Source organism: Mucilaginibacter sp. OK268 (assembly GCF_900103125.1).
GTDB lineage: Bacteria > Bacteroidota > Bacteroidia > Sphingobacteriales > Sphingobacteriaceae > Mucilaginibacter.
Window position 1 is genome coordinate 765,613 of record NZ_FNJV01000002.1, and the last position, 13,514, is coordinate 779,126.

Below are 13,514 nucleotides of genomic sequence, written 5' to 3' on the forward strand. Positions count from 1 at the left end.
TTTAGCTTTTCTATAAAACTCTTTTATATAACGATCAGCAAAAGGCTGATAGCCCAACCTTTATTTATTTATAATTAAATAATAAGAAATTAACATAACCACAATTCCTGATGGTCAATCGGGTGCACAAACTTCGCTCCAGAACCGATGGGTTAAATAGTTGTTATTTGTTCAAATGCATTATAAACTGTATCTACAGAGATATTTTCCATGCAGTTTTCTTTTGCTCTGTTATATTCGTAGCCATAATTTAAATACCCAAAATGCCCTTTGTCCGGCACAACAGAAATGGTATTTTCACTATATGGTCCCCAACGCTGTACATTGGTAGGGCCATGAAGGCAAACCTGCTTTTTGTTTAAAGCTGCCGTTATATGAGCAATACCCGTGTTAACTGAAATCACCACCTCACTTTCAGCAATTAAGTAAATTACCTCTTGTAAGCTAGCTCCGCCGCTAAGGTTTACAACTTTGTTATTTCCATCCGTTAATTTTAATAGCTTAACTATCCTATCTGATTTTTCTTTGTCAGCAGGGCTTCCTGTAATAACTATATGATCAAATTTATCATACATCTTTTCAATTAATTTTACCCAACTATCATCCGCCCATTCTTTCATATAACTTTTAAAGCCACCAGGCCAGGGGTGAATAATACAATAGTTTTTTAGTCTTTTAACCAATGCCTCTGCTTTTTCTGTAGGTTTTACATTTATTTGTGGGGTATGGTTAGGGCCCTTATATATATTATTCACTAAACTTCTGAAATTTTCTATTTCGTGGGTTTGGGATGAATGAACAACAGCTTTATCATAAATGTAATGCCGGTACTGTTTATCCGACTGAAAACCATATTTGTATTTGGCCTTAACAAACCTCGTATAAATTGAATTAAGTCGTGGCCAGGGGCCAAAATCAAATAAAAGATCAAATAGCCCCTCTTTCCTGATCATTTTTATAGTAGCTGTAGCATTGGTTACCGGTAACTTTATTACCTCATCGATACCTGGTATAAGCTTTACCAGCTGATAATTTGTTGATCCTGTAAAGGTGATGATCCTGGCATCTGGATAAGCAGATCTGAGATCCTGAATAACAGCAGACATTAACACGTTATCACCGATTGAACCTATATTTAGTATGGCAATCCTATTTATCTCGGTCGGGACAATTTTGTTTTTCCTTTTCAATAATCCCAACGCTAAAACAATCGGGATACCTAAAAATCTATCAAGTTTGTGAAACAGTTGATTACCTTTTTCCATAGAAGTTAGCTAATACAGTTTTCATTTCTGTTATATGGAAACTAATAAATAGTTCACATTTGAATTTTTGTGATGTGAATAGGTTTATGACCGCCATATTAAATATCCATCTTTAAAGTGACTTATAAGCCGACATGTGTTTTTGCGCTATAACATCCCAGTCCATTTTTTTAATATAATTCTGCGCAGCTGTATTTTTTTCATTACTCAACTGCAAAAGGGTTTCAATTGATATATTGTTTAAGAACCTAAATAAATCCTGGGGCTCGGGAATAATATAAACTGTTTCTTCCATTTCTGCTGTGGATTGCTCCCCTTTAGTTGTAAATACCAGCATATTATTTGCCAATGCAGCAAAAAAAGACCCTCTACGTTCCGATACTCCATCTGGAAAAGGCAAGTAGGCTAGCAAATTATTAGCCAATAAGCTTCCTACCTCATTTTCGGACAAATTTATAAGCCATGTAATTGGTAAAAGCGAGGATCGGGACTGAAGATCATCTAAATATTTCTGATTTCCTTTAAGTAATTGGCCAGCTATAACTACCTTATAAGATAAATTGCTATCCCTAAACATCTCGGCCAATGATATTAGTTTTTCAATTCCTTTTTCTGGTCTTATCTGACCAAAATAAATAACATCCTGGTATCGTTTATTCTCCCGCGCGATTTGTTCTGATATCTTTATATTAGAACCAATAGGAATTATTTCAATTCTTTTTTTCCTAAAAGGGTAAATACGCTTAAATGCATCTTTTTCAAAAGAATTCGTAAAAATCAATTTTCCTCTTAATGAAAACGGGAGCAATGAAAGTTGCCTTATCGGGTGGGCTTTACTGACTTCATGAATGGTAATTACAGTTTTGTATTTTAAGCTCAGCATTTGAGGCACAATACTAAAACCATAGCCAAAAGATGGATATTGCATATGAATGACATCTGCATTTACAGATTCTATCTGCCTGATAATACTGAAATAGTTTTTCACTGACCAGTCGATATTAGCCAATACGCTTACTTCTATATCATATCTTTTTAATGTGTTTACCAGTTTTTCTGAATAATCTCCTATACCACACAATTCCGGAGGATAACTACCACTTATCATTAATACTTTCATGTTATGCACTAAATTTAGTTCCGGTTACAAGTATGAGTCCGGTTGCTAACCAAAAAAAACCAAAAACGAAGCTAAAACCACTAACTATATTACTAAATATGAGGGTACTAAAAGAAATAATAATAGCTTGCCTATATATAGATTTATTGTAATTGACATTTTTTGCTTTGATCTGGTTACTGAATGCTACCCATAAAAATCCAACAAAAAGAGCCAAACCAATTAATCCGGTGTTTGACAAAATTTTAACGAAAAGATCAAACGAGCTTACTGAGCCCCAGCCAACACCTAATATCGGATGGTTCAAAAAACTCTTCCAAGCTTCAATTACAGCACTTGCTCTTTCCAGCCCCGAATAACTATCTGATTTATTGAATAAAGCCTGGTCGATTATGTTTCTGAACATTCCATACATAATTAACAAGGCTACCGGTATTAAAAAAACAGATACCATTATAAATAATATCCTCCTTTTCAGTTCCAGCGTCCGAAGATAAAAAAGGTAGGATAAAGCAATTAAAAAACAAAGACATACGATACCTACTGTGGAAGTAGTTCTAAAAATAAACGCAATAAGCACTAATAAAAAGATAGTATCAGAGATTTTGTTGAAAATGAACCGCTTTTTTATAATTCCCATTATTAAAAAGGGAATAAAAATTTCAACACTTTGAACAAGGATTGAAGGTTCAACTGCTACTGACGAAATCCTCTTTGTTCCTGCATCATCATCTAAAAATCCATTAAATCCTCCGGCAGACTTGCTTATACTATTGTTAAAAATAAAATCAGGGTAGGTAATATTCTTATAATAACAAATCAATTCAAGTACTCCCCAAAAAACCACAAAAACAATAGATAAGGCATAAACTTTTATAGTATTCTTGTAATTATTTTCATCTTTATTATGTATATATAGCCCAATTGCTATGATAATCCCAAAAAGTAAATAAATATATTGAGTTATATTTCTTCCAGAAAAACCAATGGGTTCAATTGCATCCAGTTGTCCGGATATGTTCCCCATTTCAGTGCCATTAATTTTCATCGGCATGATTAATGACACCAGGGCGATTATTGCGAACCCTGTTAATAAACACAATGCTAATAATTCAGCTTTGTTAACTATCTTATATTTTGAGAACCTCTTCGCTTTATCAATAAACAAACTCACTAGCCAAAGTGAGCCCAAAACCATAAAAGGTTGTATCGCGCTGCCATTGTCTCCTGACCCTATATTGAAAATAGCGGTAGCAGAAAATGGGATGAAAAAAATTGTGATATTATAAAGAAATTTCACGTTAAAGATCAGCCCGTAAATGCCCAGGATCATTAGGATAATACCAGTACCGGTTATACTCATCTTAACAACTTTTTTGTTTCAAGGGTCTATTTTTCTTCACTATAAAAACCAAGGGCGATAAGCTAAAGTATACCCTAATTTGTTATTCCTTTTGCCTATTACTTTTGCCGGCACCCCACCGACAATTTCCATCTCATTTACATTTTTTGTTATTACGCTATTAGATGCAACAACCGCTCCACGGCCAATACGTACCCCTGGCAGTATAGTTACCCTGGTAGCTATCCAAACATGATCTTCGATGATTACGTTTCCTCCTTTTACCCCATGGTTGTCATTATTAGGGTCATGTTCCAAAGTCCAGATATTGGTTTCCTGGCCTATGTCAACGTTATTGCCAATGATTACTTCCCCTCCCCTGGCATCTAATGTTACTTTTTTGTTAATAACTGTATGATGTCCAATACTTATTTTCCCATTTCTGCCCATAATATCAACTCCCATGGCTATAAAAGCATTATCGCCAATTTTATTTAAAACTCTTCTCAAAAAGAACTTCCTTATTCTAAAGGACGGCAAATTCATTAACCATACTCTAAAAATATATTTCATCAACCCTGAAAGCCATTCTTTGAAATTCATAATTATCAGATTAGGTGATGTTAATTTTTATTATAAACTGTCAAAGTTTTCTTAGATGTTTCAAGCCATGAAAAATCTTTTACTCTGGTATCTCCTGCTGCCATTAGGTTATTTCGCAAATTATTGTCATTTATCAAATCATTCATTCTATCAGCCAGCTCCTCTATTGAATTAAAAAATAACCCCGCATTACCCACAATTTCAATTAAACTGGATGCATTACGCGCTATTACAGGTATCTTAAATCTCATAGCCTCAAGTACAGGGAAACCAAAACCCTCATAGTGACTAGGCGAAACAACCATATTGGCATTATAATACAAAGAAAACAGATCCAGGTCAGTTACATATCCTAATAATTTAATTAACCTGGGATCAATATCTAAAGATGTAATAAGCTTTCTTATTTGAAAAATATATTGGCCCGTATGCATGCCGGCTATAACCAATGTCATATCTTTTGTATGGTACCGATCCATTAAAATTTTAAATGACCTTATTAAATCATCAAACCCTTTACTTGGTAATATTTTCCCCACAGAAAGGATGTATTTTCCTTTTTCTAATTCAAATTTTTCAATATTATTACTCACATTCAGATTATATTCAAACTTATGGTCAAGTGCCTGATGAATTAAGTTCAGTTTGTTATCATGGATTTTCAAATGCTCTAATACATCCAACTTTGTTTGATTAGATATTACAATTACCTCATCAGCATTTTTGATCGCTCGATCTGCAAAAACCTTAAAAACAATATTCAGATATTTATTCATCATTGTAGGTACTGTTCTATGATATAAATCGTGAACCGTAATAACAACTTTTGTTTTAGAGCAGATAAAATTCAATAATGGCCCAAAGAAATAGGGATTGTGGTAAACATCGATTTTTTTTAACCGTAAATAAAAAGGTATAAAAAAACTTGAGTACAAAACCTGTAATGGCAGTGGACTATAAATGGAAATAATTTTATAATTACGAAATTCATTTAACTCACTCAACAAGTAATCAGTATGGTATCTCCTATCGACAAGTATGATGTATTCATTTTCCTGATCAATTTTAAGTAAATGATGTATTAGATTCAAAAAATACACATCGACACCAGTATGTTTATTCCTTAAATATGTACAATCAAAAAATATCTTCATTAAAGTTCAATTTATCGGCAACCTTTATTTTAGTGCTCTTTACACCTTAATTTCTATAAAACAATTTGCCTATGACTTATCTTTTATTAAAAACGTTTGATTTTCAAACCGGTTGTATATAGCAAAAAACCGCATCATTAAATAATATTTATTTGTTCCAAAAATTTTATTGATCAAAATTAAAGCCTTAAATATTTTATTAAAAATTGGAGGGTTTTCACCAAACGTTTTCTTTAAAACTTTAAGTTTTTGATCCCTATCAATTAAGCTTACGCCATTTTTTTTAAGGAGATTATAATAAGTACCTGGAAATGTTGAAAACTGATCACGAAATGAATACCCTTCTTTTACAAGCCCCCGATAGAGCCTTCTATGAAGTTTTAATATAGGTATCCCGTTTTCGAATTCGTTATACTTATATTTTAGCTTGCTAAGTTTATCTAACCCGTTCTTTTTTAACTCATCCACATAATTTTCAAATATCTCCCGAAATTCAGGTATTGTTGACAGGGTAAATTTATTCTGTCTTTTAGCCACACTCTCTATATCAAACGGATCAAAACTTGAGAAGTGAAAAACCGCCAAAGGAAATTTGGTATCATCAACAAAATAGTGGCCATTTTGCTTAAATAATTTCCTTTCATGGTAATTCCAGAAAGCAATATTCACCGCCGGATTACGCAGAATTAATACTTTATCCCCATATAGTGCAGGCAAAAAATCCATCCACTTTTGATCAACATGTAAGCCATCTTCTTTGTCGGCAAAACATTGGTCTTTCAATTTCTCCATCCACCAATCGGCCATATGCTGACCGATTTCTGAATTTTTGATACCAAAAAAACCAAGATTAAATATACCTACCCACAAAATCGTTTCCTCTGAAGTAGCGCTTTCATAATTAATATACGGTTTAAGCAGATGCGGAGTAAGCAAGGCATCATAATTATCCAGGTGATCAAAAAGAAACTGCAAACTACTATATACAACCATATCCGGATCAAGATATAGTACCTTTTCATATTCGCTTAACAGATTCTTCAGAAAAAAAGGCTTAATTGCAGTGCTAAACTCTATGACATCATATTTGAAAGCCAAGTCATAAAAGTTATCTATACCTATATTTTTAGCTTCGATGACACTAAAATCGTTGCACATTAAATTCTGCCCATCAATTTCATCTGATAGAATAATAGTAAAATCGCAATCAGGGCAAAACTTTTTTACTGAATATCCCAATACTTTAGCCTGCGCTAAATAATTTTTGGCACAAATTGTAAAAATCGCGTTCTTTTTCATTCTTATCATGTATGTAGTATTGCTTAATTTACATTATAATATCCCAACCGCCCTTTTAAACCATGAATCAGGCCTATAATTATCGCTTTTGTTTTTTTTTGCTTATCATTCTCAGCCAGAAACACTTTAATAATACGGCCTATAATATGAGTTTTAATTAAAACAATTTTATAAGTTCTGGGGAATATTTCAGGATATCTCTTCCACATTATAATGTGATTACGAACAATAAAATATGTTCTGAAAGCAGAATAATTATCCGTTTTAAATCCCCACCTGGTTTTAGTTACGTAGCCAACCTTATGTTGTAAAAGTATACTGGTGAAAACCAACGTTTTATAGCCGTTTCTTTTACTTATCCGATAACAAAATTCATAATCAACAGCATCAATGAATAACTCATCCATAAATAAGCCGCATTCATTAAATATATTTAATGGAAAAATAGAACCAGATGTAATAGTATCCGTAACTTCAAGTACCTGATCAGCTACTTCAAAAAGAAATGAGTTTCCGCAAACCGGGTTTATTCCAAATACTCCTATCCTATCATCATTCTGCTGGCTTATTAAAAGCTTATAACTGGTTAAAACTCCTGGTTCAAAATAACTATCCTGGTCTAACGTTAAAATGTGGGTATAGTCGTTTTCCAATGACCATTTTACGCCCATATTTAGCGCTGTGGCAATACCTACATTATCCCCTGTACCTAAAAATGTTATCTTGTCTTTATGCGGCAGGTTCAGATATGCCTCATAGAAAATTAATTGGTCAGCAATGGAGCTATTTTGATATAAAATCAATTGATCCACAGCATTAATAACACCTGCTATATTTTTAATCAACTCTGTGATTTCCGGTTGATATATAACAATAATAGCTGACAGCCTCATATGCTATAAGTTAAGCGTTTTTAACAAACGAGCTGGCACACCTCCAATAACGGAGTTAGGGGGGAAACTTTTAGTAACTACAGCATTAGCACCAATTATAGAATTCTTCCCTATTGTTACATTTGGCATTATTGCAACCCCTTCGCCAATCCAAACATTATCTTCAATAATAACTGCTCCTTTTGAATAAATTTCACGCTTGGCAGGGGGGGACATTATAGCAACAGCATCTATCTCTCCATGATAATGATCTGTAATGAAAACTTTACTCGCTATTAATACATTATTCCCGATTATTACCTTGTTAATGCACCCTAAATGACAATCATATATAATATTTACATTATCGCCTATTGTAAGTTCAGGTTTGTTAATCAATACGGCATTTTCTGTATTAAAAACTTCAATTCTGGTATTAGGGTACGAGCTAAAGCTTTTGCCTATACTAATATACTCCGATCCAATTATCCTAAGCGGGTATTCGGCATAAAATCCTGAGCCACATTTTTTAAAACTTGGCTTTAAAAATCCAGAATAAAAGTAATTTCTGAAGGTTCGTATTTTATTGCTAAAATTTATTCTTATTATAAACCCCAAAGCATATCCTATCCAGAAGAACAGTTTAGATATCGCTTTTCCCATGTTTTAATTTATTTTATCTTTTATTAAAATTGCCATTTTAATTGCCCTTATATAAAAACCACTTTTAGCCTACTCCGAATTCAATTAATGCTTATTAAATCCTGACGCTGTTTACGCATTTTTTCTTTTTAAATTTAACATGAGCGTTTTAACCTCATTCAATACACTTTTCGGGCTAAACAACTGAGCATCAAATAGTTCTACATCATGCCTTTTAAGACAGTAATAAGAAACAAAACATATTATAACTTCGGTTATGACCCAAGATAAGGCAGAGCCGATATACCCATAAGTTCTAATAACGAATAAGTTAAATATGACACTAAAAATGCCGCTTCCCAGTACTATACGAAACAAAAGCTTATCCATTTTTAAACTAACCATCGTTTGCAAACACAATATTGTATTAATGTAAGAGAGTATAGGGACCAAAGTTAAAATGCGAAAAATAACAATAGATTTATCAAACTGATGGCCATAGAAACCTGTAATAAGGATCCGGGATAAAAGAAACAGGGTAAATGAAACTATTGAGGTAAAGTAGATAATTACCGGAAGTATTCTTCTAGTGATTTCTATACCCCTCTCTTTACTTTTTGAAAATGATTCTGCAATAAAAGGAAATAAAGCTTGAGATAACGGGAGAGAAATGATCATTAAGAATATTAATATAAACTTCCAGGCAGCCGTGAAATAGCCAACATGTTCTTTAGATTCATATAATCCGAGTATTACCACGTTGGTATCGGTATATAAATTTGTTGCAATCATAGTAAAAAATATCATTCTATCACTTACTAAGAGATCTAAAACAGATCGCATAGTGACTTTGATAAATGATATTTTAAATTTCTTTATAGCATAAATTAAGGAAATTACAGCCACCAAAATTTGGATCAAACTTAAAATTAATGGTTGCCAAACAAAATAGGCTTTTTGAGTTACTATCAATAAAATCAATATTGTATAAAGCAACTTTGATACAAAGTTAAATATGGCCACATTTGTTAGCTTCTGCATACCCTGATAAAACCAATTTGGAGATAATACCCATGAAATTGATATTAAATAAGTATAAACTGCAACCTGAATTTCACTGTTTGATTTTGCAATAAATATAATACTGCCGGCAAACAACACTAACGAAACAATAAATAAAAGAAATTTGGCTATCAAAATTTTCGTAAAATGCTCATTTCTTTTCTGAATATTGTCCTTTTCAACGGCAATAAATCGAGTACCTGAATATTCAAAACCATAATTAATTAGTAAAACAAAATAAGCAACAAAAGAACTATAGTAATTTATTATGCCATAATTAGCCGGTCCTATAATTCGTACTATAATAGGAACAGATATAAGAGGTAATAAATAGTTTGCTATTTGTACAACACCAAGAGATAGAATATTCTTAATCAAATTTCTTTTGTTACTCATCACTTATTATATTTTCGCTGAATTTGATTGTCGAAATTTTAAAAGACATGTTTTGTTAACCTTTAGCGTAAAATTACTCAGCTTTAAATAATTCCTTAAACACGAGTATGACTATTGTTAAAAAGGTTCCGGCGAAAAAACCCGCCGCTATTGCCAGCACTTTACTTATTTTATCAACAGGCAATGGCAATACCGGTCTATCAATAACCTGGATCAGGGGCATTTCTTGTCTTAGTGAAATTTTTGATATTTCTAAATTCTTTACAATTTCGCTATAGATGGCAGTACCCGCCTGCACATCAATCTGCCTCCTTTGTGAGGGCACTCTTAATGATATTAAGGCAGGGTTTGGATTGGGTGCAGCATCCATTGCCGATGCAACGCTACCAATAGATAAATTCAGAACATTCTTAACGCTATCGGCCTGTCGTTGTAAAATTAAAACATCCTGATATGCCTTCTTAGTTTTAGTTTGAACATAAAAGTTATTTACGTTTTCTACTAGTTTATTGGTAAATTCCTTTGCAAATAGTTCGTCTCTATCAATAACTTCTACCTTAATAATACTTAGTTTCTTGTCTGGTTTAGCAACAAATAAAAGTTTCTTATTAAATAAATCGGCTAAACCGGTTACTATACTATCCTGTTTTCTGTTAAACGTTTCGGGCTTACCTTGAAATGAGATGCTATTTATCAAGTCCTTCTCTTTCCACCGTTTACGCAGATTATTAAAGCCTATATATCTTTCTATTAAAGTTTGTCTTTTACCATTGATGATCACTTCACTTAATAGGGCTTTCTCAATCATAGTGCGTGATTTATAAAGCTCTATGATATTATCACCCTGAAATATGCCACCTCCGCCACCGCTACCGCCAATGTTTATACCGGCCAAACTGGCCAAACCGGCGTACTGACCAAGTCCACCACCTTTACCAGATTCTTCCAAAACAAAAGTACAAACAGCATCGTACGTTGGCTTTTTTAAAATAGCATATCCCAATCCTAATAATGCCCCTATTACAGCAACAATTAAAATGTTTATCCATTTACTTTTAACATATGTAAATATTGATTTTACTTTAGCTGCTATATCATTAACAGATATTTCATCTGAATTATTACCAGATCCTTCCTGATCTTCCTTACTCATAATTTTAGTTTAAAGCAATTTAAGTACATTACTTGCTATTTATTCAAACTTAAAACTCCTAAAATGATTGCCCCTAAGGAGGCTAACCCGGTAGTAAATCCTAAAATAGTTTGGGCAGTGTTCCCCTTACTTTCTGATTTTTTAGGTACATAAATTTCACTACCTGGTTTAACAGATGGGTGATTGTTAAAGAACAAAACTTTGCGAGTACCTTTTACCGTTCCGTTAGCATAAACAATATAGGCCCCCCGCCGCAAAGCATCGGGTCCATATCCTCCGGCGTTAGACACAAAATCATTAAATGATTTTGATTTGCTGTAAACAACCGCGCTTGGATATAGTACCTGGCCATTAACCCTAACAATCTGTTGCTGCTTGGGTACACGCAGTACATCACCATCTTCTAATAAAAGGTCGATACTTGAGCCTGGCTTATCCATGATCTTTTTCAGGTCGATACCCACAAAATTATTACGCATAGTGGTGTCTTCCTTTTGAGTCTGAGTTGAATCCTTAAAGCTTCTTTTCAAACGCAATAAGCGGTCGTTCCTTTCACGGGCAATTTCAGCTGTATCTGCTTTACGTCTATCTATACCCAAAATAGCCATGTTATCCCTTTTTAATGATCCCCCCTCAATATCAGCCGATGCAGTGAGCCCTCCGGCTCTTGCTACCAGGTCAGATATTTTTTCGTTTTTGCTTTTAATGGTATACGAACCAGGATACGTTACTTCTCCTTCTATTTTAACCGTTTTTTGTTTTTCAAAGCCAGGCAATGTATAAACCGATACTATATCAAAAGGCTGTAATACAAAGTTGGCTTCTGATGGCTTCAGCTGTCCGTCTACATTTACACTAAAAACCTGGGCTACTGAACTGTTTTTTGAATTTGGATCGGCATCATTTATTCTTCGGGCCACTTCAATACGTTTGGTACTGGCCCCCTCTGCAAATCCCCCTGCTTTAAATATTAAGTCTTCAACTTTCATATTTTCAGAAAAAGCGAATTTGCCTGGTTTCCGTACACTACCGTTGATTACGATCTGATACTTATCTCGTAGATCAAATATGGATGATATGTTGACAATGTCTTCCCGCTGTAAAGAAATATTTACAGCCTTATTAATAACATCACGAACATTAAATCCAATGATCTCGGTGCTATTATCACTTTTTAGCCGTGTAATGGTTCCACGCTCCATAAAGGCATCTTCTTTTAAACCGGCTGCATTTGCAATTAACTGGTTTAACGTTAAACCAGTTTGTAGCTCATAATCACCTGGTTTAAAAACAGCACCTTTGATTACTACCCTGTTTTCAAACCTGTTAATAATTGATTCTATTATATATTTATCACCTCGTAACGGAATATAATTTTTATAATCAGCCTCCACAACATCAGTTATTTTTCGCTGCTGATCACTTATTTGTGACACCTTTATGCGGGCAGTATAAGCACTGTCGGTAAACCCACCAGCATAGTTTAAAATATTGTCCAGGCTTTCTCCGGGCAAAACCTCAAATAATGCAGGAATTTTTATCTGCCCAACTAATTGCACTCTTGTCCTATAGGTAGGTATACGTACTATATCCTGGTCTTGTAATGAAATATTATCCTTCTGACTACCTTTCACTATAAAATCATACACATCCAAATGCCTGATGATCCTGTTATTTCTGATAACCTCAATTTGACGTAAGCTACCATTATCCATCGGGCCTCCTGAAGCATACAAAGCATTAAAAACAGTAGCAAGTGATGGTAATGTGTAAGTGCCCGGTCTTTGGACTTGTCCCACTATGATCACTTTAATACTTCTGATATTACCCAGCGTTATTTGCACGCTGGTGCCGCGGCCAATAGCATAGTTACTTGCAGAAAGCCTGCTTTTGATCTGTGCTGTAGCCTGCTCTATGGTTTTACCGCCAACGTTTATTACGCCAACGTTCGGGATATTGATATTTCCTTCCGGCGATACTTCCAGTTTCCAGTTAACCGATGAGTTTCCGTAAACATTAATATCTAACTGGTCATCAGGACCTATAATATAATTTACAGGGGTAGCCAACTTCAGATTAGGTTCAAAAGAGCTGTTTTTATTTTTAAACAGATCGGCTCCAAAAATTTTTGGCCTTAAGTTCTCAAACATGTCTTTTTTATTAACATATGCTGTATCGAGACTATCGGGCTTGTAGTTAAGTTTACGTCCTGTTATTATCCTGCCATTCGCATCTTCTGTAGTATCAGCCTGCACCTTTTTCCCAGTAGCCTTGCTCCGTATATCCTGGATCCTTGTCTGTAGTTTTTGAATCTGCGCGCTTGACATTCCTCTTGACTGCGCCTGCCTAACCAATTCTGCATCGCTTAACCCGCTATTCTGTGCCTGTTGTAATAACTGGATAATTTGCTGATCAGATAAGTCATCTACGTTGATAGATGATAGATTTTGAATATTACTTTGAGCCGAAACATGGTTAATTGCCCCGCAACAAAACACCGCCACAAATAAGAATATAAGAAAGTTGGTTTTTATCATATGTAAAAAAATATCCGTGCTTAAAACCTTTCAACCAGTTGATTTGGATTTTTGCAAAGGTAAATCAAT

The 13,514-nt window shown here is 34.0% G+C and carries 11 protein-coding genes; all 11 read right to left on the bottom strand.

What is annotated here, in order from left to right; all coding sequences use genetic code 11:
- Positions 1-152 precede the first annotated feature (152 nt).
- On the bottom strand, positions 153-1,265 hold the full coding sequence (locus BLR84_RS08935; protein WP_090467017.1) for a glycosyltransferase family 9 protein: 1,113 nt from the start codon (positions 1,263-1,265) through the stop codon (positions 153-155).
- A gap of 112 nt (positions 1,266-1,377) precedes the next feature.
- Complete coding sequence (locus BLR84_RS08940) at positions 1,378-2,385, bottom strand: glycosyltransferase (protein WP_090467019.1); 1,008 nt, start codon at positions 2,383-2,385, stop codon at positions 1,378-1,380.
- 1 nt (position 2,386) lies between these two features.
- On the bottom strand, positions 2,387-3,748 hold the full coding sequence (locus BLR84_RS08945; protein WP_090467021.1) for an O-antigen ligase family protein: 1,362 nt from the start codon (positions 3,746-3,748) through the stop codon (positions 2,387-2,389).
- A gap of 39 nt (positions 3,749-3,787) precedes the next feature.
- On the bottom strand, positions 3,788-4,330 hold the full coding sequence (locus BLR84_RS08950) for an acyltransferase (RefSeq protein ID WP_255366890.1): 543 nt from the start codon (positions 4,328-4,330) through the stop codon (positions 3,788-3,790).
- A gap of 20 nt (positions 4,331-4,350) precedes the next feature.
- Entirely contained in the window at positions 4,351-5,484 is a 1,134-nt protein-coding gene (locus tag BLR84_RS08955; protein ID WP_090467023.1) for a glycosyltransferase family 4 protein, read from the bottom strand.
- Between the two features lie 69 nt (positions 5,485-5,553).
- Entirely contained in the window at positions 5,554-6,783 is a 1,230-nt protein-coding gene (locus BLR84_RS08960) for a glycosyltransferase (RefSeq protein ID WP_090467025.1), read from the bottom strand.
- 23 nt (positions 6,784-6,806) lie between these two features.
- Complete coding sequence (locus tag BLR84_RS08965; RefSeq protein ID WP_090467027.1) at positions 6,807-7,676, bottom strand: glycosyltransferase family protein; 870 nt, start codon at positions 7,674-7,676, stop codon at positions 6,807-6,809.
- A 3-nt stretch (positions 7,677-7,679) separates the two neighbouring features.
- Positions 7,680-8,318, bottom strand: coding sequence for a DapH/DapD/GlmU-related protein (locus tag BLR84_RS08970; RefSeq protein WP_090467029.1), 639 nt, complete (start codon positions 8,316-8,318; stop codon positions 7,680-7,682).
- 111 nt (positions 8,319-8,429) lie between these two features.
- On the bottom strand, positions 8,430-9,755 hold the full coding sequence (locus BLR84_RS08975) for a flippase (protein ID WP_090467030.1): 1,326 nt from the start codon (positions 9,753-9,755) through the stop codon (positions 8,430-8,432).
- A gap of 73 nt (positions 9,756-9,828) precedes the next feature.
- Entirely contained in the window at positions 9,829-10,908 is a 1,080-nt protein-coding gene (locus tag BLR84_RS08980) for a Wzz/FepE/Etk N-terminal domain-containing protein (RefSeq protein WP_090467032.1), read from the bottom strand.
- 35 nt (positions 10,909-10,943) lie between these two features.
- A complete protein-coding gene (locus tag BLR84_RS08985) occupies positions 10,944-13,445 on the bottom strand; it encodes an SLBB domain-containing protein (protein ID WP_255366891.1) in 2,502 nt (833 codons plus the stop codon).
- Between the last annotated feature and the right edge of the window lie 69 nt (positions 13,446-13,514).